This window comes from Flavobacterium amniphilum (assembly GCF_023634845.1).
Classification (GTDB): domain Bacteria; phylum Bacteroidota; class Bacteroidia; order Flavobacteriales; family Flavobacteriaceae; genus Flavobacterium; species Flavobacterium amniphilum.
The window spans coordinates 19,486-41,219 of sequence record NZ_JAMLJL010000025.1 but is presented as its reverse complement, the minus strand read 5'-3'; the positions used below and the strand labels follow the sequence as shown (position 1 = coordinate 41,219).

At 37.1% G+C, this 21,734-nt stretch carries 19 protein-coding genes and 1 pseudogene; 11 read left to right on the top strand and 9 right to left on the bottom strand.

The annotated features are described in order from the left end of the window. The first annotated feature begins 358 nt into the window (after positions 1 to 358). The 8 genes from NAT51_RS18505 (at position 359) to NAT51_RS18470 (ending at position 6,539) form a co-directional block, all read left to right on the top strand. Positions 359 to 1,447 carry a nuclease-related domain-containing protein gene (locus NAT51_RS18505; RefSeq protein WP_250601373.1) on the top strand — a complete coding sequence of 363 codons (1,089 nt, stop codon included), beginning with the start codon at positions 359 to 361 and terminating at the stop codon, positions 1,445 to 1,447. 181 nt (positions 1,448 to 1,628) lie between these two features. Next, on the top strand, positions 1,629 to 2,342 hold the full coding sequence (locus NAT51_RS18500; protein WP_250601371.1) for an SIMPL domain-containing protein: 714 nt from the start codon (positions 1,629 to 1,631) through the stop codon (positions 2,340 to 2,342). Positions 2,343 to 2,467: 125 nt separating this feature from the next. After that, a complete protein-coding gene (locus tag NAT51_RS18495; RefSeq protein WP_250601369.1) occupies positions 2,468 to 2,962 on the top strand; it encodes a hypothetical protein in 495 nt (164 codons plus the stop codon). Between the two features lie 73 nt (positions 2,963 to 3,035). Beyond that, positions 3,036 to 3,314 carry a hypothetical protein gene (locus tag NAT51_RS18490; RefSeq protein WP_250601367.1) on the top strand — a complete coding sequence of 93 codons (279 nt, stop codon included), beginning with the start codon at positions 3,036 to 3,038 and terminating at the stop codon, positions 3,312 to 3,314. A gap of 252 nt (positions 3,315 to 3,566) precedes the next feature. Beyond that, positions 3,567 to 3,980, top strand: a complete 414-nt coding sequence (locus tag NAT51_RS18485) for a hypothetical protein (RefSeq protein WP_250601365.1) — start codon at positions 3,567 to 3,569, stop codon at positions 3,978 to 3,980. Positions 3,981 to 4,163: 183 nt separating this feature from the next. Beyond that, positions 4,164 to 4,859, top strand: a complete 696-nt coding sequence (locus NAT51_RS18480; protein ID WP_250601363.1) for a hypothetical protein — start codon at positions 4,164 to 4,166, stop codon at positions 4,857 to 4,859. A 207-nt stretch (positions 4,860 to 5,066) separates the two neighbouring features. Next, positions 5,067 to 5,903 (top strand): helix-turn-helix domain-containing protein, encoded by an 837-nt coding sequence (locus NAT51_RS18475; RefSeq protein WP_250601379.1) that lies wholly within the window; start codon positions 5,067 to 5,069, stop codon positions 5,901 to 5,903. An 87-nt stretch (positions 5,904 to 5,990) separates the two neighbouring features. Next, positions 5,991 to 6,539: a YbhB/YbcL family Raf kinase inhibitor-like protein gene (locus NAT51_RS18470; protein WP_250601361.1), complete on the top strand. Its 549-nt coding sequence runs from the start codon at positions 5,991 to 5,993 to the stop codon at positions 6,537 to 6,539. Between the two features lie 228 nt (positions 6,540 to 6,767). On the opposite strand, the gene NAT51_RS18465 is transcribed toward NAT51_RS18470, so the two are convergent. The 6 genes from NAT51_RS18465 to NAT51_RS18440 form a co-directional block, all read right to left on the bottom strand. Continuing rightward, entirely contained in the window at positions 6,768 to 7,238 is a 471-nt protein-coding gene (locus NAT51_RS18465) for a phosphoglycerate mutase family protein (RefSeq protein ID WP_250601359.1), read from the bottom strand. A gap of 417 nt (positions 7,239 to 7,655) precedes the next feature. Further along, positions 7,656 to 8,762 carry a fatty acid desaturase family protein gene (locus NAT51_RS18460; protein WP_250601357.1) on the bottom strand — a complete coding sequence of 369 codons (1,107 nt, stop codon included), beginning with the start codon at positions 8,760 to 8,762 and terminating at the stop codon, positions 7,656 to 7,658. A gap of 468 nt (positions 8,763 to 9,230) precedes the next feature. Next, positions 9,231 to 10,694, bottom strand: coding sequence for a lipopolysaccharide biosynthesis protein (locus tag NAT51_RS18455; protein WP_250601355.1), 1,464 nt, complete (start codon positions 10,692 to 10,694; stop codon positions 9,231 to 9,233). Between the two features lie 41 nt (positions 10,695 to 10,735). After that, complete coding sequence (locus tag NAT51_RS18450; protein WP_250601353.1) at positions 10,736 to 11,101, bottom strand: four helix bundle protein; 366 nt, start codon at positions 11,099 to 11,101, stop codon at positions 10,736 to 10,738. Positions 11,102 to 11,118: 17 nt separating this feature from the next. Beyond that, positions 11,119 to 11,889 carry an FkbM family methyltransferase gene (locus NAT51_RS18445; RefSeq protein WP_250601351.1) on the bottom strand — a complete coding sequence of 257 codons (771 nt, stop codon included), beginning with the start codon at positions 11,887 to 11,889 and terminating at the stop codon, positions 11,119 to 11,121. After that, positions 11,889 to 12,995 carry a glycosyltransferase family protein gene (locus NAT51_RS18440; protein WP_250601350.1) on the bottom strand — a complete coding sequence of 369 codons (1,107 nt, stop codon included), beginning with the start codon at positions 12,993 to 12,995 and terminating at the stop codon, positions 11,889 to 11,891. Before NAT51_RS18440 ends, NAT51_RS18445 begins: the two co-directional genes overlap by 1 nt. A 129-nt stretch (positions 12,996 to 13,124) precedes the next feature. On the opposite strand from NAT51_RS18440, the gene NAT51_RS18435 reads away from it, so the two are divergent. Continuing rightward, positions 13,125 to 13,976, top strand: a complete 852-nt coding sequence (locus NAT51_RS18435) for a glycosyltransferase (protein WP_250601348.1) — start codon at positions 13,125 to 13,127, stop codon at positions 13,974 to 13,976. Between the two features lie 45 nt (positions 13,977 to 14,021). Here the strand turns inward: NAT51_RS18435 and NAT51_RS18430 are convergent, their stop codons facing one another. After that, positions 14,022 to 15,248 carry an ATP-binding response regulator gene (locus NAT51_RS18430; RefSeq protein ID WP_250601346.1) on the bottom strand — a complete coding sequence of 409 codons (1,227 nt, stop codon included), beginning with the start codon at positions 15,246 to 15,248 and terminating at the stop codon, positions 14,022 to 14,024. Between the two features lie 279 nt (positions 15,249 to 15,527). On the opposite strand from NAT51_RS18430, the gene NAT51_RS18425 reads away from it, so the two are divergent. Then, positions 15,528 to 16,277, top strand: a complete 750-nt coding sequence (locus NAT51_RS18425) for an MlaE family ABC transporter permease (protein ID WP_394799712.1) — start codon at positions 15,528 to 15,530, stop codon at positions 16,275 to 16,277. A 2-nt stretch (positions 16,278 to 16,279) separates the two neighbouring features. Continuing rightward, positions 16,280 to 17,047: an ABC transporter ATP-binding protein gene (locus NAT51_RS18420; RefSeq protein ID WP_250601344.1), complete on the top strand. Its 768-nt coding sequence runs from the start codon at positions 16,280 to 16,282 to the stop codon at positions 17,045 to 17,047. A gap of 67 nt (positions 17,048 to 17,114) precedes the next feature. On the opposite strand, the pseudogene NAT51_RS19840 reads toward NAT51_RS18420, so the two are convergent. After that, a pseudogene (locus NAT51_RS19840) lies at positions 17,115 to 18,478 on the bottom strand (IS3 family transposase). Positions 18,479 to 18,539: 61 nt separating this feature from the next. Continuing rightward, the gene (locus NAT51_RS18405) at positions 18,540 to 21,722 is read right to left on the bottom strand and encodes a gliding motility-associated C-terminal domain-containing protein (RefSeq protein ID WP_250601340.1); all 3,183 of its coding nucleotides are present in this window, start codon (positions 21,720 to 21,722) and stop codon (positions 18,540 to 18,542) included. Between the last annotated feature and the right edge of the window lie 12 nt (positions 21,723 to 21,734).

Below are 21,734 nucleotides of genomic sequence, written 5' to 3'. Positions count from 1 at the left end.
AAGGCAGAGGACTAATGCGTAGCTTGGTTCTAATCCAGCAAAGTCTAAAGTTCACCTCTGCTTTCCTTTGAATAAATTTAAAGTTTTTTATCAAATTCAAAGTAAAGGCAAAGTCTCCTGACTTTGCCTCGCTGCGCGAGCGTCCCGCTCGTGTCCAATCTAGAATGAAAACTTTATTAAAGAGTTATATTATTGAAAAAACTTTTATGTCAAGAGCGGGACACTCGCGTTAACAGGATACTTAATCAACTTAACGTTTTTCTTCACGAAAAACTTTATCTTTAATAGTAATTAATCATTCCATTGGCTTCGCAACTATCGCCAAGCCGTTGAACGTTAGCAACAGAACTTTCAGAAAATGTGTATAGTTTACAATACAATTGGAGCATTGAGTCACATAGAATCTCAGTTGTCAAAAAATAATTTTGATGAATTTAATTCCATTTCTGATTTAATAAATTTTGAAAAAAACTATTCCTTTACGGAAGAGCAAATAATCTTAAAACATAGATTATCAGTTCAAACAGAAAAAAAAGTTCTTGAAGATGATATTGTTATTTTGGTTAACGAAATTTCAAAATACAAAACTGAGCGAAATGAAAAGCTGAAACTAAAACTAGATAATCTAAATCAGCAATTAGACAAATTATTCTTACCAAAATCAAATCTCCTTACCATATTTAAAGACCTAGGCTTAAACATTATTGTTTGGACAAAAATTTGGTCAGCTCCTACTCTGACCCGAGCAAATATTTTTATCACATCCCGAAAACAAAACAAGGTTCTATTGCAAAAAAATATTCGGTATGATTTTGAAAAAAATGATTTTGAAAACGCAGTAAATCAAAGTTCTTCAAATGAGTTACAAAATCTTTCCAAAAGAAGGAGTATAATCAAAGAATTGAAAAGTTTTATCTATGGCGCAATTGGTGAACATAAAGTAGAAACAACATTATCAAAATTACCTGACGAGTATACTTTAATAAATGACTTTACTTGCTATTTTCAACCACCAATATTCAACAGCAAAGAAAAAGGCTACATAAAGTCCATACAAATTGATCATATTGTAATTTCTCCATCAGGGGTTTTTATTATAGAAACAAAAAATTGGAGTGAAAATTCGATACAAAATATTGACATGCGCTCTCCTGTCAAGCAAGTTCATAGAACAAATTTTGCATTGTTTAAGTTATTAGCAAATAATACACTAAAAAACCATCATTGGGGCAAAAGAAAAATTCCTATTAAGAATATAATTGTTTTTATCAATCACAAACCATTAGGAGAATTCGAATTTGTTAAGATTCTTTCTTTAAATGAATTAGTAAAATACATTACTTATTTTCCTCCATGCTTCTCAAAAGAAGAGGTTACTTATATCGCGGATTATTTACTCAAATATTGCGTAACAAAAGATGAACCTTGTAAATTGAGCATTCTATAATTACCAGCCATGCTGGAGCTAGCGAAATGCTCGTGCTAACAAAAAAGAAAAATAGTCATTCGCAAAATTACAAGCACGAGCGCGACACACCCAGCAGCAGGAGAAATTAGAAAATATTTTTCTAATTCCAACCTTTTGAAGAAAAAGCACATCTTAAAGAAATAATCTAAAATCAAACAAAATGAAAAAAATATTTTCTGCCATTCTCCTCTTACTGATTACAAAATCATTTTCTCAAAATAAAAACTTTATTGACCAGTCTTATATTGAAACTTCGGCTAAAATTGACACATTGGTTATACCCGATAAAATTTACCTTACTATTTTAATTTCCGAAAAAGATACCAAAGGAAAAATTTCAGTTGACGAATTGGAAACAAAAATGATTGAAAAATTAAATTCAAATGGGATTGATATAAAAAAACAATTAGTCTTGATTGATTTGTCCAGTAACTTCAAAAAGTATTTTCTTAAACGACAAGACATACAAAAAGCAAAATTATATAGTCTGACAGTGTATAATGCAAAAACTGCCGGATCGGTTATACAAAGTCTCGAAGAAGAAAACATCTCGAACATCACTCTCGAAAAGACAGAGTATTCAAAAACAGAAAAACTTAAACTTGAGCTTAAAAGTTTAGCAGTCAAAAAAGCACATGCAAACGCTTTATCCATGGCAAAACCTTTAAACCAAAAGGTTGGCAATGCAATTTTCATTTCTGATTTAGACACCAATACCATAAATTCTTTGGCTGGAAGAGTCTCAGGTATTCAAATCCGTGGAGCTTCAAGTATAAAAGAATCTAAATATGAATATACATCCGAAGACATCGAATTTGAAAAAATAAGGATCAGTGCTGAAGTTGGCGTAAAGTTTAAATTAGAAAATCCATAAGAAATCTTGCCCCCGCTGGCGCGAGCGTCCCGCTCGTGCCAACAATTTATAATATTTATCTACTTTTGAAAACGCTACAAGTAAACATATATACGTTAGCTACAATTGAATAACACTCAGCATATATGAAAAAGTTATCAAAAATAGTATTCTGTCTAATATTATTCCAAGCCACTCTTGTTCAGGCTCAAGAAGAATTATCACAAAATGATATTGACTCTCTATACGTCAAAGCATTGACAGAACGCATTGACTGGCAACTTTCCAGCGGTTATAAATATGTTGATTTAGAAGATCAGACTAACATTCCTGAAAATAAGTTTCAGAATGGAATGATAAAAATTTTACCACGAAATCAAATTATCAGTATCTCCCGTAAACAAGGCAAAGAACTAACTGTTTATACTCTCGACTATTCAATAATAAGTAAAGATACTGTCGATATAAATTTTCATCAATACTATCTAAAAGGGTTGAAAACAAAAAATAAAAAATCTCCTTTGGCAATTATTAGCGAAAATAAATGTCGACAGCCAGGAACTTCATACATTCCTGATATACGTTTTGCATTAGTTGATAAGAGGTGGAAAATTATTCAGTCGAAATTTCAAAAACATTAATTTTATCGAAAACGCAACTCCACAACACAAAATTCAAACCATGATAAAGCTTGAACCAACAAAATAAAAATAAATGATAAAAACAAAAAAATACTCAAATACAATTGCATTTTGGTCAGCAGTTATCGCTATTGATATTTTTATTTATCTGGTTTTAGGAATTTCACAAATGGATTATGACGACAGTTACCAAGGCCCCGAAGAAGAGTATGGTAGTTTAGCAAGTATGAATCCGAGACAGTTAACATTTTACTTTTTATTGCAATTTTGGAACATTTTAAACATAGCTGGGTTGATTATACTTACATGGAAAGTTTTTAAATATCAGAAACAAAAAAACAGCATCCAATAATATCGATCACTCCTGCTGGCGCAGAGAAATAATGTTTAAATTACAAAATTTAAACATTTTGTCCTCCATGCGATGTAGAAACGCCATGCATGGCGTCTCTACTTACCCCATCAAGTCACCAATCCCAGTGACAAACCCCTCCTTAAATCACGGTATTTTTCATTCAAAACGCTAAAAAACAACGATTTTTTCTTTTTTTGGCATGCCTCTTGTTTGTAAGAAAAACATTATGAACCAATAAATTACATCATTATGTATTCAATTGCAAAATTAACGCAACTATCAGATTGCGAAGCCGTATTAACTTGGGCACAAAACGAAAAAGAGAATTTGGCCTTAAAAAAGTTAAACGAAAGTAAACAAACACAAAATTATTCAACAGCCTCGTTGAACATTGACACCGAACTACAATCGGTAATTTCCCAAATGAACACGATCAATGCAATCCTGCCTACACTTCCGGAGGGCAGCATCAAGGAAGACCATCAGAAGAAACTCAGAAGACTGGATTACAGAAAATTTTTACTGGAGGACAGAAGAATCAACTATGGTATTGTGGCATTGCTGGAAAAGGAAGTAGATGTGGAACGCATTTCGAAAGAACTTGGGGAAATCGAAGCGTTCATTACAGCAGTCACGACCCACAAAGCGACGTTGTCGGTTTAAAATTTAATCCGCAAAAAAGGGGAACCAATTTGGTTCCCCTTTTTTTTATGGTAGAGACGCCATGCATGGCGTCTCTACAAATAATTTTAAAATTCCCGGATAGCATCCGGCCAAGAATCAAAAAATAATTATCTATTTTTGAAACGCTAAAAGCAACAGGCATACATCCAAAACATACCGGATATGCAACTTAGCCACAACCCTACCGGAAAAACCCAAAACATGAAAAATTTAAATCTCTTCATTATTTACCTGACCATAACTTTACTTATCAGCTGTACTGAAAAGTCTGAAAAAAAAGTAACACCAAAAGAAAGCACCACTTTTAATCCAATAAATAATGACAGCGTTGCATTAACAAAACTGATACGGCAGGCTTATGAATGGTACAATATTGAAGAATCATTAGTGCACGATTTTCCATACCAATATGACGAAAAGCAAGACAGTATTTTCACAGGGATTGATTGGGACAAATACCAAAACAATCTTCAACTTTTCAAACAGACGGATTTCTTCAGTACCGATTTTCTGAAAGGGCACAAAGCCATAGCCATGACAATAGATGCTTCCATAAAAAAAGCAGACATTCGTTGGCGAAACATAAACGATGGCATCCCGCTTTGGGAAACGGATGCAAACAATTGGTGCAGTTGTCAGGACTACCCTGAAGAATATTGGAAAGTACTGACGATTGACAGTTTAGTCATCAATCAGGACAGGGCCGACTTCGTTTGGACCTGGGACAAAGATCTTTCCCATACCTATAGGGTAAAAGCTAAAAAAGAAGATGGGAAATGGAAAATCAATGAATTAAGTGGCTTTAACTTTTTCCGTGACACTGACGTTGACGAATATGATAAAATGATGAAAGATTAAAACAAGTGCGATAGCTAACCGATAGCGCGAATCTACAATCCATACTCTATAAAACAACAAAAGACTACAACAAAACGTTATAGTCTTTTTTTATTTTAAACAGATATGGACACGAGCTGGACGCTCGCGCCATCTACAAGTCAAAATATTTATCTATTTTTGAACACGCTGCAAAACAGCAAGCACGCAAACACATCCTTCCTCCCAATGAACACCATCACACTTCCTGACGATCTACCTTTAGACCACTCCCAAGCGGTTCAGGTTTTTGATTATCAGAGTGCGAAAGAAATAGCGAAGCAACAAATCGCGTTAAACCGGAACACCTTCAGTTTCCTGACCGAAGGAACAAAAGAAGTAGTGTTTGATAATTCGGCTTTAGCCATTGACAACTCCCAATTCCTCATCATGAAGTCGGGACACTGCCTGATGACCGAAAGACTTTCAGGCAACCGTAATTATAGTAGTGTACTCTTATTTTTCAGCAACGAAACCGTCATGCAATTTCTCCGCAAAAACGGACTGACTGTCAACGGAGCAAGTGGATACCCATCGGTTCACTCCTTTCGTTATGACGAGTTCATCCAGCGGTTTGTGAGCAGTCTGCTGGATATTGCAAAGCTTTCAAAAGTCACCCAAAAGAAACTGATCGAGGTCAAGCTCGAAGAGATACTGCTGTATCTGACCGAAATTCACGGTACCGGATTCCTGCATGCGCTAACGGCCAACAGCGATAACGCTACACAGAAATTTATCCGGACAGTGGAAATGAATCAGTGGAACAAACTCACAGTAAACGAACTGGCTTTCCTGTGTAATAAAAGCGTCTCCTCTTTTAAAAGGGAATTTGAAAAACATTATGGTGAATCGCCTATCAAATGGTTTCAGAATAAGAGACTGGAAAAGGCATACCATTTACTGCATCAGGAACACAAAAACGCCTCGGAAATTTATTTTGAAGTCGGTTATGAGAATTTATCGAGTTTCATCCAGGCGTATAAATCCAAATACGGAGTCACACCCAAACAACATCATAAAAGCTGAACTTCCGGCAACAGTTTTTGAACCTCTGTCTCCATTGCGTCTGTAATGCTGCTATTATTTTTGCTTTAAATTTTAAATCATATTACAATGAAAAAAGCAAATTGGATGGTAGTGCTGACATTGATTGTCTCCACCACACTTTTCGGACAAAAGACATTTACATTATCCAGTAAAGATCTGGGCGGTGAAGCGACCAAGACGCAGGAATTCAACGGCTTTGGATGTTCGGGAAATAACCTGTCACCACAGTTATCCTGGAAAAACGCCCCCGAAGGCACCAAAAGTTTTGCCATCACCATGTACGATCCTGATGCGCCCACAGGAAGCGGATTCTGGCATTGGGTGGTGTTTGACATTCCGGCCAACGTTAACGAATTAGTGACTAACGCAGGAAACAGTAAGCTCAATCTAGCGCCGAAGAGTGCTATTCAAAGTATAACTGATTACGGGATCAAAGGATTTGGCGGTCCGTGTCCGCCCGAAGGACATGGCTTGCATCACTACATTATAACAGTATATGCCTTAAAAACAGATAAACTGGGACCCGACGAAAACACCAACCCGGCTGTTGTGGGTTTTAATCTTTGGAATCAGACGCTGGCCAAAGCAAGTATCGTAGTGTATTATAAACGGTAAATAAAAATAAAACGGATTGAGAAGTGTACTTCAATCCGTTTTATTTTTTACTCACTATTTTAAAAATCCATTGACAATTGGACACGGGCTGGAAGCTCGCGCTACATTTAGGCTTCGAGAACCTCAGCCAACGAAAGAAAGTGGCTTCGAGTGCCTCAGCCACCGGAAACCGAGAGCTCCTACTTAAGGAAACGGTGACTGAGGTTCTCGAAGTCACCAAACCCCAAATCAATTATGCACCGTCATCCCGTGCGTAATCTCACCATCCTCAACGGTAACCTTATACAGGTTCCCAAATTCCGACTCGGCCATATCAGGATACACATTGGATCCTATATACGTATTGATCAAAGCCGGGATCGTATTGCTGTGTCCCACAATAAAAATATTTTTTCCCGGATGGGCTGCTACCACACCTGCGAGTGTGAAACTTGCAGGATTGTATAACACCACCGTCTTCCCGTCCCGGGTTGCCGTGGGCTGTATCGTTTGTTTCGTTCTTTTATAGTCGGTGCTGTAAAAAGCATCGAAAGTCACATCGTCTAAGATGACCGCCCAGTTGTTGGCGCGTGTCAAACCCGCCGCAGATAAATCCGGGTCGGCACTGGCATCAGCCTTTTCCGCATGACGGATCAAATAGATCACCGTTTTTACCGGTTCCTCATTTTCTGAATTACTATCGGACGAACAGCCAAGCATAGCGAATAAACTTAATAAGATGAAATGTATATTGATTTTCATAATCATTGTTTAAAATTGAATACAATATACAGCGTTTTAATGATTTATTGTATTTTTTAATTTGATTGCCGGAATCAGTTTTTTAGGGAAGTGGTATCGCTGGCGCGAGCGTCTCGCTCGTGTCATACAAGTTTGCCCAATAAAACAACTTCAATTATTTATTTGTTCCATTTAGCATTGGACTCGAACTAGAAGCTCACGTCAGCATTGTGATAGTATCAAATGATAGTAAAAAATATACGGACACGAGCGGGATGCTCGCGTCAGCTTTTGAGAACAGTGGCTTCGATACTTCGACAAGCTCAACAACCACTCGGTCACCGGAGCCGGGAATTATTATCTCAAGAAACGGTGACTGAGCTTGTCGAAGTCCAATCACCCCTTAATAAACCGTGCGTAATTAAGATTATTATTTATTTCCCGGTCTAAACTACCGTTCCCCAATAATTTCAGGGCCGTCATATGCGACCTGAACGCCTCATAAACCGTTTTGTTTTCCCTGTAGACTACACCATATTCGGCGGCAACTTCCTTAAGAATTCCGGTCAGTTTCTGATAATGGATATGACAGATATCCGGGCGGAGATGGTGAATGATGTGAATGTTCAATCCGCCAAAAAACCAATTCGACAGCTTGTTCTCAACCGAGTAATCGGCTGTGGTCGCAAAAACATGGTACACATAGTTTTCATATTCGGAGTTGTGTTTCGGAAAATAGGTTGAATCTATGATATGTGTGGTCTGAAAAGTAAAAGACATCACCAATCCGATCATAAATAAAGTAAACACAAATGTAAAAAGGATAAAAGCCCATCCGAAAGGCAACAGTACCAATGGCAGGACAAGCATATACAAAAGATAAAAAGCTTTTCCGGCAAAAAGGATGATCCATTCTTTTACGGGATGTTTAATATCCTTTAAGTGTATATTCTTTTTATTAAAAAAGTATTTGAAGTCTTTATAGAAAACATAATACAACAGGTACAAACCATAAATAATAAAAGAGTAATACTGTTGGTACTTATGATAAGGTTTTAATTCCTGCTCATTTGAAAGCCGGAAAAAACCCGCTGTTTCAAGCGACATGTCTTCTCCCGTAACATTCAGGCAAGAGTGATGTCCCTGATGGTGCATGAAACGCCACATATAGGTATTCACACCCAAAAGGTCATAGCTGTACGCCCATAATTTATTAATGCGTCCTTTTTTTGAAATAGCATTGTGCAAAGCATCATGACCCACATTAAAAGAAAAGAAAATATGTCCCCATCCGTGAAAGACATACAACAGGAAAAAAGAAAGTTTGTCAAAAGAAAACAGATAAATGAACAGATACGAAAGTGACCACCACAGCAAACCGGTAATCATTTTGATTTTCATCTCCCTGTTGGCTTTTACCGAAATATCATTTTCTTTAAAATAATTGTTTATCCGTTCCCGGAGTGTCTGGGCGAAGGAATCTTCAAGGGGTATTGTTGACATAACAGTTGTTTCGTTTTTAGTTGTTTATCAAAACAATATACCTCTATCCGAATTTTCTGACAATACGTATTTATACGTGAATTTTATCTGACAGTGTAGCAGGTTCAAACTGTTATTTATTTAAAAAAAATAAAAATTAATAACGGTTTATGTTACTTTTTTGGAAAAAATAAAAATTAATAACAGTTTGCGTTATTAATTTGGAAAAAATATTTTTTTGTAACAGGAATAAATTGCAGATGTGGCTTCGAGAGCCTCAGCCACCGAGAACCGAGAATTATTATCTCAAGAAACGGTGACTGAGGCTCTCGAAGTCACCACAACCGAGAACTATCATCGTAAGAAACGGTGACTGAGGTGTCACACTGAGCTTGTCGAAGTGTTCTCGAAGTCACCACAACCGAGAACTAGCATCGCAAGAAACGTTGACTGAGGTGTCACACTGAGCTTGTCGAAGTGTTCTCGAAGTCACTTAAACAAAGACTTCGGCATCACTTCCTTAATAGAAATAATTTTCAAAACATAATTCGCCACAGCAAAAATCACAAAAGCGACAGCCGGTTTATAACAAAGCGTTACAAATTTATTGGGTGTATCCGGCAGGAAATATCCGGTAACAAGTACAACCGCTAATACGGCCAACACGTACACATACTTCATACTGAACGGGTGCACACCGAATTTTTTATAGTTGAAAATAATTTTGATCAGGTTGTACGTTGTCAATGATATCGCTGTCGCCATAGAAACCCCCACGATTCCCATTTTAAACCAGAACAGGAAGATCAGATTGGTGGTTACGGTCAATATTGCCAATGCAACAGTTGTCGTGTTATTGAATTTATAATACTTCGAATTGGAAATAATATACCCGTTGAATCCGGTGGCGAGGTCAAACAGAAACGCAAACCCCATGATGTACACGACCGGCAGCCCTTTCGCGAGTTGGTCCCCGTTTTTCATCATTGCAAACAAATCGTCCATGCCAACGGCTACGAGTCCGAACAACACCGTCCCGATCACAAAAAGATAAAACGACGTTTTGTGGTGCAGACTTTTTAAGTCGGCCATATTATTCTCGGAGATGTAACCGGCGATAATCGGAGCTGAAATCGTATACACACCCAAAGCCGGAACTGTAATCATGCGTACCAGGTTGAGTGACGTATTGTAAATCGAGACTTCCTCGAACGTCAGCATTTCACCAATCATATAGGTATCAATGTTCAACGCCACAACCGAACCCATACTGCCTAGGAATGTGTAAAACGAATACACCATCAGTTCGCGGCCAAATCCTTCTTTCCGTAAGAATGAAAAATTAATTTTCTTGGAGACTTTTTCCAGACGGTTCAGATAAATCAGCATACCGGCCAAGGCCAATACGAAAAACGCCATATAATACAGCATCGAGTTTTCTTCGGAATATCCATAAAATACAAAGAAAACAAAAGCGGCAACCATTCCCAGTTTCGGAAAAACATTCTCAAAAATATTCGGAACAACGATTCGCTTTTTGATGGAAATGTATTTTGAACACAGCTGAATCAACGCCAACAGTAACGCCATCGGTAAAATATACTGGCTGTATTCCCAAAAATCCATTTTTTTGATTTGCGGAAAAACCAGCGTGGCCAAAAGTAAAATCGCGACACCGATAAAAAAATTACCAATGATGAATACAATCGAAAATTTGAAAAGTTGCTGCTGCTGGTTATCGGCAGACATTTTCGGAAAGAAGCGCACATTGGCATGCATAATTCCCAACGCCACCACCGGCAGGATCAGCATCGCAGTCTGGAAAACGAACTGTAGCTTACCGGCAAACTCCAAGTCGTTCGGGTATAGGAATACCGTTGACAGAATGCCAATAAAAGTACTGAAATATCCTATCAGACTGTATTTTATGCTTTGACGTGCAACTACCGACATTTTGAGTTATGAGTTATGAGTTATGAGTTATGAGTTATGAGTTATGAGTTATGAACTAAATTTTTCTTTGAAGTGATGATGATACTTCTAATGATTTTTAAAACTTCTTTTGCCTGATCATAAATTGGTGAAAATTCTTGTTCAGTTACAATATTTGTATCTTTTAATAACTCTAACCAATAAATACTTTCATCACATTCTCTCTGTGAGATTGACAATTTATGAATAAAATCTGCTTTTGATTGCGCATTAATTGCTTCTCTCACATTTGCGCCAACAGATGTTATGGAACGTAAAAATTGTTTACTTAAAACAAACTCTCTTTTATCATTTTGCAATAACTGAAAAAAACGAACTCCTTCAATTGCTAACTGATAACTCTTATTCTTTACGATACTCTCACTCATAACTCATAACTCATAATTTATAATTCTTTCGGAACGAATATAAAATTATTAATGTAGGTATTAAAATCATTCAAATATTCATCCTTCTGGAGGTCGGCCATTTGTGACACTTCAAAAGGCTGTAAGCTTAATGCTTTTCTGTCGAAATAAAATACTTCGTAACCAAAACCAATGATGAAATCAAAAATATCCTTGATTGGATAATGCGCATGACGCAATTCGATTTCGATGATGAAGATTGGTTTGAGGGTTTCCAGAATCGTTTTACATCCTTTAACCGAATCAAACTCATGGCCTTCGACATCAATCTTCACCAAATCCAGTTTGGTAATATTGTTTTGTGTGGCCCAGTCATCGAGTGTTATGGTTTGGATTTCAATCCGTTCAACCTCATCCCCCATATCTTCCAATGAAGCACGGGTATCCTGTAAACCGTTTCCTTTTTTGGGAATATGCAACACCGATGTTCCGGTGCTCGAAGAAACCGCCAATGGAAATAATTCCACTGCAGGAAATAATGGCTTGATATAATTCACCAGACTGGTATTCGGTTCGAAGCCGTAAATTTTTCCGGATTTGATGACTTTTTCCGCCTGATATAAATAAATTCCTTTATTGGTTCCGATGTCTACAAAAACAGAATCTTGTTGCAACACCTGATGCAGGTACAACAATTCGGGTTCGCATTTGTAATTCCCGGTCGATAAGGAACCCAAGGTTTTATAATATCTTTTTTTGTATAAAGACGGCCAGTAACTGTAGGCCAGTTTGATCAATGACTGTAACATTAGTTATGTGTTAGTTCCAGAAGCTGTGCTTCCAATTCATTTTTAACTTTTTCAAAAGTATATTTTTGAATGTATTCCTGCAAATGGGAATATTCATCGCGTAATTTTTCAACCGTCAGCGTATTTAAAATAGCCAAAAGCTGCTGTTCGTTACCGTAATATAAGTTATGCCAATCCATTTTAGGATAGCTTTCCGGGAACAATCCAATTTTTCCGTTGTACATACAATCGGCTTCACTCCCGCTGACTTTCGTGCTTCCGTAAAATTCATCCACCCAGTAAAAGGAAGTCTGCTCTTTTATCGGACACAATAACAAATGTGCCTTGCTGATGATTTTACTGTAACTCACCCATGGGATGAACTGACTGAAGTAGGTAATCCTTATATTGGGATGGCAATTCTTTTTCAACTGTTCCAATTGGCCGCGCACCGAATCATTTTCAGGTTTGCCCAGAAATGTAAACTGCAGTACCGATTGTGGCTCCAATTGTAAAATAACCTTCAACACCAGATCGACATCCTTCCGTTTATTGGAAACATTGCCCGGCATTACGATGTGGACTGCCTCATCTTCCGGAAATTCCGACTGATGACAGTAATTCATCTGAATCAGTTTCGATTGGTTTGAATAGCTACCGTCTTTTTTTATGCTTTGCAATGCCGCCTTTGAAATTACACCGAATTGTTTGACTTTCAGAATTACTTTCCGGCCGGACGCCACTTTTTCCTTGAGGTATAATTTCAGGAAATAGGTGAATTTTTCCTTTTCTTTAAAAACATTAGCCAGTGAAATACTTTTAAAGAAGAGACTGAAGTTCAGGTTATGAACCAGACACAATACCGGTTTTTGTCCGAATAATTTTTGGTAATCTTTAAAATCGCGGTGTAAAGTGTTGATCACAATTCCGTCAAAATGCGAGAAGTCTGTCTCCGGAACGGAAAGAATCTCTGAAATATGCTCCTTTGGAATAGCCGTAAGTTTGTCGTTTACCTTCGGACTTACAAAAAAATGAAAATCGACAGCCGTCATTTCTTTGACTAAAAGATACCACTGCTCCAACAAAGCCGAATGGGTTTCCATCTCGATAAAAGCGATTTTCTTCATTGTTTTTCTGTTCCCACAAAAATAAAGATATTTCCGCTTTAAAACTTATTTATTTATTAAGGTAAGCGGGAACTTCAGATAAAATGTATTTTTAAAATTTTATGTACGTTTGTAAACTAATTAGTGAGAATGGACTACTATATCGTCATACCGGCACATAACGAAGAAAAATTTATCGGTTTAACATTGGAATCATTGGTTAATCAGACTGTTTTACCCAAAAAAGCAGTTGTTGTCAATGATAATTCAACCGATGGAACCGCTGCAATCGTTCAGGATTATATTGCAAAACATTCCTGGATTTCTTTGGTTGAAAAAAAATCGGATGCCATTCATTTACCGGGAAGTAAAGTGATTCAGGCGTTTCAGGCCGGATTGGAAACGTTGGACGACAATTATGATATTATGGTAAAGGGCGATTCAGATTTGATTTTCCCTCCCGATTATTTTGAAACCATCATCAAACATTTCAAAAGTGACAGCAAAACAGGAATGGCCGGCGGATTTGCCTACATTGAAAAAAACGACGGATGGATTTTGGAGAATTTAACCGATAAGGACCACATCCGTGGTGCTTTTAAAGCTTACAGAAAAGAAACCTTTCAGCAAATTGGCGGATTGAAACCCGCTATGGGTTGGGACACGGTTGACGAATTGCTGTGCAAATATTACAATTGGAAAGTCGTGACCGATGAATCTTTAAAAGTCAAACACCTCAAACCGACTGGAGCCAATTACAACAAAGCTTCGCGTTACAAACAGGGAGAAGCGTTTTATACCTTGGGCTACGGATTTTTCATCACGGCGGTTGCATCATTGAAATTAGCGATGCGAAAAAGAAAACCATTGTTATTCATTGATTACATCCGAGGTTTTTGGAAAGCAAAAGCCGAAAATAAAGGCATGTTGGTCACACCCGAACAGGCAAAGTTCGTCAAAGCCTACCGCTGGAAAAAAATGAAAGAAAAAATATTCAAATAAAAAAAACCTCACGATTGTGAGGTTTCTTTTTTATCACTGCTGCTTTTAATTCAGCGAAGTCATATCAATATATTTATGCACCACCGATTCGAAATCTTTTCTGTTGACCGGTTTTGAAAGATAGCCGTTGAATGCATTTCCGTAATCATCCTTATCCTCTTTAAACGAATAAGACGACTGTGCAATAATCGGAATTTCGGGCGCTTCGTGTTTAATCAGTTGGGCAGCGACATAACCGTCCACCTGCGGCATCCGGATATCCATCAAAATCAAATTGATATCAGGATTATTTTTGTAAATCTCATAGGCTTCTTCTCCATTTTTGGCCCGGATGATTTCCACATTTCCTTTATCCAGTAATTTTTTCAGCAGCATAAAACTGATTTCTTCATCTTCTGCAATCAACACTTTGATTGTTTTTTTCTGAGCTGTGCTTTTTATTTTTCTTGCTGCCGGAACATAGGGGACTTCAAAATAGAAAGCACTTCCTCCACCCGGTTCCGATTCTGCTTTCAATGTTCCGCCCAGCAAATCAGCATAATGTTTCACTGTTGAAAGCCCCAAACCGAATTTAGTTTCACCGTCGATTATCGCTTCATCACGGTTCAGCGAACCAAATAGCTTTTCTTTAAATTCCGGATCAAAACCCACTCCGCTGTCTTTCACATAAAAACTGATCCGGTTGTCGATTACTTGGTAACCCATTTCAACAAATCCCTGATCGGTAAACCGTAAAGCATTATTGAGCAGACTTGTAAAAACCTCTATCATGATATTTTTATCGATCATTACCCTATCTTCATCCGGCAATCCTTTCACCAATTTGAAAGTCAGTCCCTTAAAAAAAACCTGACTGCGGAATTTCTCTTTCAGGCTATCCAATATTTCATTGAGTGAAACTTCATCGTTTGTGATTCGTATTCCATTTTGCTTTAAGGAACTAAAACTCATGAACTCAGAAAATGCACCCTGAAGTTCATTGGAACAATTGTTGATGATTTTTGCCAGATAAGCTCTCTCCTCAATATCCAGTTTAGCCGTGCTCATCAGTTTAGCCAATCCGACGACCGTATCCAGAGGTGTTTTAATTTTATGCAAGACTGCGTTTATAAAATCATGGCTCACAGGGGGATGACCACCGGGGTTTTCCAAAATTGACCGTTGGGAAGTTAGATAGGTTTCTTCCAATACGGAAGTTAATTCATCTACTTTTTGCTTTAAATCAGTTATTCTGCTTTTAAGCTCTACATAAGTCATTTTAATTCCTTCCATATCTACTGATTTTAATTACCAATGACTGGTTCGAAGGGTAAATTTATTGAAAGGAAAAAATCAAAAACAAAATTCAAATTCTTGATTACCACAAAGTTAGTCACTTGCACATTAAAAACAACCCGAATTAAGAAAATCTTCACTTTTAAATTCAAACCCGTTTAAAAAGAAAATTCCCACTCAGATCTCAATACCGTACCAAATCTGATTATCCAAAAATACCTTCAGGAACATTCAAACTCATAACAATTTCGTATTTTCGCTTTTATTTTAAAGCCAATGATGTTAATACGCTATTTATCGCAAATCGGGAGATATTTTATAATGCTTCGTGAAATTATCAAGAAGCCCACAAAATGGTCGATGATGCGCCAGTTGATTTTCAAAGAAATTGATGATTTGATAATCGATTCCTTGGGGATTGTATGTTTTATATCCTTTTTCGTTGGTGGGGTTGTGGCAATCCAGACCGCTTTGAATTTAACCAATCCGTTAATTCCGAAATACTTAATCGGTTTTGCAACCAGACAATCGGTTATTTTGGAGTTTGCCCCTACATTCATTTCGATCATCATGGCCGGTAAAATGGGTTCGTTCATTACCTCAAGTATTGGAACCATGCGTGTTACCGAACAAATTGATGCCTTGGAAGTAATGGGTGTAAATTCATTGAATTATTTAGTGTTTCCAAAATTGATAGCTTTATTACTATACCCATTCGTGATTGGAATCAGTATGTTTTTAGGTGTTTTGGGCGGATGGATGGCAGCCGTTTACGGAGGATTTACTTCAGCTGACGAATTCATCAACGGAATCCAGGTAGAATTCATTCCGTTTCACGTGACTTATGCCTTTATGAAAACTTTTGTTTTTGCCTTTTTACTGGCAACCATTCCTTCGTTTCACGGTTATTACATGAAGGGTGGTGCATTGGAAGTTGGAAAAGCCAGTACGGTTTCTTTCGTTTGGACTTCGGTAGTGATCATTTTATGCAACTATATTTTAACCCAACTCCTTTTAGCTAATTAAGTATGATTGAAGTAAAAGACATAAAAAAATCATTTGGCGAACAAATGGTGTTAAAAGGAATTTCAACCACTTTGGATGCCGGAAAAACCAATTTGATCATTGGACAATCCGGTTCGGGTAAAACCGTATTCTTAAAGTCACTTTTGGGAATCCACCATGTTGACAGCGGAACCATTTCGTTTGACGGAAGGATTTATTCCGGCATGACCGATGATGAAAGACGTGAATTGCGGACAGAAATCGGGATGGTATTCCAGGGAAGTGCTTTGTTTGATTCGATGACGGTGGAAGAAAATATTGGTTTCCCGTTGAAGATGTTCACCGATAAAACCAAGAAAGAAATCAAGGAAAGAGTTGATTTTGTAATCGAGCGTGTTAAACTGATCGATGCCCATAAAAAGAAACCTTCGGAAATTTCCGGCGGTATGCAAAAACGTGTGGCGATTGCCAGGGCGATTGTGAACAATCCGAAGTATTTGTTTTGTGATGAACCCAATTCGGGACTGGATCCGAAAACGGCAATCGTAATCGACAACCTGATCCAGGAAATTACGAAAGAGTATAACATTACGACGGTTATCAATACACACGATATGAACTCGGTAATGGAAATTGGTGACAAAATCGTCTTCCTTAAAAATGGTTTAAAAGCCTGGGAAGGAGACAAAAGCCAGATTTTCAAAACAGACAACGAAGCCGTTACCGATTTTGTATATTCATCCGAATTATTCAAAAAAGTAAGGGAAGCAGTATTGAAAGAAGGAATTTAATCTATTCTAAGATATTAAAAAAGGAGTCAAAAATAGAGTGCCCCAAAAAATTTAGACAAATTTATAATTAAGTTTGATAATAATGAGCTCGGTATTCCACCGGGCTCATTCCTTTTAAATTAAGTTTAATTCTCTTGTGATTATAATATTCTATATATTCTTTGATTTCCTTTTTCAATTGATTTACACATTTGTATTTTTTAAGATGGAACAATTCAGATTTGAGTATCCCAAAGAAGTTTTCAATGATAGCATTATCAAGACAATTGCCTTTTCTGGACATGCTCTGTATGACTCCTTTTTCTTTTAAAAGTCTTTGATACTGCTTCATTTGATACTGCCATCCTTGGTCAGAGTGCAAAATTAGATTTGTATTATTTGCTATTTTTTTAAAAAATGCCTTGAGCATCGTAAAAACTTGTTTGCTATCAGCTCTTTCCGATAATTCATAACTTATAATCTCTCCATTGAACAGGTCAATTATCGGAGATAGATATAGCTTTTTACCTAACACATTGAACTCGGTAATATCAGTAGCCCATTTCTCATTAGGTCTATCTGCCTTAAAATTACGCTGCAATACATTTGGAGCTATCTTCCCCTGTTCTCCTCTATATGATCTATATTTCTTAACTCTTATCAGACTTTTTAAACCCAGAACCCTCATCAATTTCAATACAGTCTTGTGGTTGATTATTATGTTTTTTTGTTTTAGAATTAAAGTAATACGACGATAGCCGAATCTCCCTTTATGGTCATGGTAGATCGATTTTATCAACTCTTTAACTTGGCTATATTTATCTTTTAATTCAGCTTTTGCATGATAGTAGTAGTAACTGCTCCGAGCCATATTCATATGATTCAACAATAGTTGTAAATCATATTTATGCCTTAATTCGTCTATGGCTTGAGCTTTTTGCTTTGCTCGATTTCCTCGGCTTGAATTAAGGCTTGCAGCTTTTTTAAAAGTTCATTCTCTGCACGTAAAGACTCATTCTCCAACAAAAGTTCTTCTTCTCTGGTTAAGGGTTTGTTTGATTTTCTTTTAGCTCTTTTGTAAGTCATAACCTTAGACCTGCCTTTAGGTTTGTTTAATAAGCCATCTGAACCATATTGATCATATCTTGTTTGCCAATTGATAATGATAGAATTGCTAGGGATATTAAATTGCAGACAGGCTTCATTCAAAGATAAAAACTTATTTTTAATAGTATCCAAAACCTTTAACTTAAAATCAGCTGAATAAATTTGAGTTGCTCTGGGGATTAAACCTGACTTCCCTTGTTTTGAATAAAAACCTATCCATAACCTAAGACTGGATTCATTCAATCCGTTTGTTCTGGCTACAGATTTAATCGAACCATGACCTTTTAAAAACTCCTCTACGCAATGAAGTTTAAACTCATAACTATACTTGACTTTTCTTTCCATAAAAATACCCCCAAATAGTATCTAACTTTTTGGGGGCAGTTCAAAATGACTCCTTTTTTATTTAATAGTTCAGGTATACCCAACCCGATTTAAAGCTTTCGTCATTAAATGTAATCAGGTAATAATAAGTAGCGGTAGGCAAAAGACGTCCTTGCTTGTCATATCCGCCCCATTCATTCAGATAATTGTCTTTTTCAAAAATGAGCACCCCATACCGGTTAAATATTTTGACATTTTTGAAATTTTCCAAACACTGCAAATCAAAATAATCGTTTTGATTATCCCCGTTTGCAGAAACACCTTTTGGAATATTTCCGCAGGAATCACATTTTACATTATACACCAAGTTAGACGGACAACCCTCCTGATTTAAAACCTCAACCGTATAAGCACCGGTATTACCGGCAGTAACAATCAAAGGATTCCCATTTTGGGTGCTGCCATCCGGTAAAGTCCAGGTAAAACCCGTCAGATTTTGTCCGTTTCCATTTGATAATGATTGCACGTATAATTTTTTAATTCCATTTTCGCAGGCTTCGGATACTGTAATTTCAGATGCTTTTTTCACATCAACCATAACAGAACTTACTTCTGACGGGCAACCGTCTTTTATAACAAAAACGGTATAAACACCATTATTTACATTTGACAGGTTTGTTATGACCGGATTTTGCAAAGCAGAAGTAAATCCGTTAGGTCCATTCCAGACATAAGTCGCCCCCGCAACAGTACTTGCATGCAAATTCAAACTCCCGTTTTCACACAGGACAGGATCAAATGTCACATCGGGTTTCATGGGTAACTCCTTAATTTCAATTGTGACTTGTGCTTCATCCTGAACCCCACACAATCCATTAACAATATATTTAAAATGATAAACACCATTTAAGGCTGATGCCGAATCCCATAAATTATTATTCAGAAATCCGCTGTTTGTTGTTTCTTCCCAATGTCCGCCTGTATCGTAATCTCCAATCAACAAGTTATATAAATTTATCATCCCCTGTTTACCACAATAGGAGACACTGTTGTCATCCCCTGCATCAGGAGTCAACAAATCAGGTGAAATTGTATAATCAATAACTTCATTGATACAGGAATTAGGATTGCCCGGATTAGTTATCCTTACATGGTAAATCCCGAAATCAGCCGGCACATTAAACGGATTCAATTGAAGTACATTGGTTGTACTGAGAATAGTAGTTGTATTATTATCCTTCCACCATTCGTAATGAAGGAAAGGAAAATTAGGTAGAGACAAAGAACCAGATTGTCCTGTACACAATTCAGATGCTGTTATCGGGAATATAATTTCATCACCAATTTCAAACACTCTGTTCAAAATATTACCGCAGGCATCTTCCACCTGGAAATTGTAAATACCGGGAGCTAAACCTGAGAACAACGGTGAATTTCCATTATTAAGGACAAAAGCCAGCCCGTTTTTTGTAGTAATCCTGTAAGTCATAGGCCCTAACCCTTCTGCATCAACGAGAACTTCATAAGTACCGTTTGGACAGGCGAAAGAATAGAAATTATTAATCACCGGATCTGTTGAGTATCCAAATTTTTTAATAACCCTTGTACAAAAAAATTGTGCTTCCCTATCATCAGATATTACGATTCTGTAAGAACCTGTACCAACAATATTAGCTGTAATACTGTTATTTCTGATAGCCATGGAATTTAAGTTATCAGGTCTTGTATTGGGCATATAAGTAAATCCTGTAATCGGGTGGCCCCATGTATTCGTGGAAGGATCTCTTTTTTGCAGCCAATAATAAATATTACCTCCTGTATAATTACTGCTGTGGGAAAAATTAAAATCAAATGAATTACAATTCCTAATCAGTTCAAAATTTACAACTTCCCTATATCCCTGGGTTGAAATTCTATGGGTAGTAATATTACCACAAACATCCCGAACTCTAATAACATAATTCCCTCCAGGCAATGTCATTATAAATCTTCCATTAAAAATATTACTTGAAACATCGTATGGAAGTGTATTTGAATATGTAGCAGGTGCAGATATTATGACAGCTGACTCTAATGAAGTCCCAAAACTCATAATCTGACTCATCCCAGTTTCGCAACCTTCAAAATAACGAAAAAAGGGAAGTTCGGCAGGACCCAATATTCTATTTTCAATCCTTACATTGCCACAAAGATCTGTTACAGAAAATGTATAATTACCCGCAGGAAGGCCCGTTGCACTTGCCGATAAATTACCGGGAGTAAATGAGTATGGTAAAATCCCGGGAAATGTATTAGGCGCTGAAATTATGGATACTCCCAAAACCCACACATAAGTAACATTGAATATACCACAACCAGTATCGCTTTTGACTAAAATAGGAGTTATATCGGAGTCAACAACAATATTATTGTTTCTGTAAATATTTCCACACCTGTCTGTCACTTTTATATTATAAGTATAGTATTGGTAAGGATAAAGTGGCATTTGCTGTGAATAAAAAAATGCATCATTAAGTCTGTTAGGACCATTGACTGTTTGATTATAAACTAATGGAGTTGCTCCGCCCGGAGGAAAAACAGTACACTCTACAGCTAAAGGATAAAGAATATCCGTGGTAGCTGAATGACTGAAAAACTGATGCTCAACAGTCTCACTGCAACTTAAAAATTCAATATTATTTGGCGAGGTTATTATTAAACCTGAAGAAATTAAAGAAACAACATAGGAACGTACCACTCCTTCCCCGCAAGCGTTAAAAACCCTTACCTGATAAGTCCCAGCTATCAATCCTGTGAAAACATTAGAAGCCTGTAGTGGTCTTATCACCGGACCAGAAAAGATTTCATAGGATACCGCGTTCCCCTGAGTTACATTTGCTGTTATCATTCCGTCGTTACCACAAACCTCATTTTGGCCAACCAAATCAAAAGTCAATGGAACAATTTGACTGACAATGACAATATCTTGTTGTTGCGAATTAGATTCAGCCCCTAAAGACTGGGTAGCTACCACCCTGTAATTACCTGCTATCAGTCCGGTAAAACTATTGGCACTTGTTACAGTAATTGGCGTTACAACATCCGGTAATTTAAAAACAGTGTATACCACTGTCGCTCCTGCTGTCGTATTGGAAACCGAAAAATTCAATCTTCCGTTACCTGGACAGCTTTCATTGACTGCGGTAACATTTAACGTAAAATCAGATAACTGGCCAAAAGACAGATTAGCCAGTATCAAAAAAAATAGTATCAGCGTTCTTTTCATAAAGTCAACAAT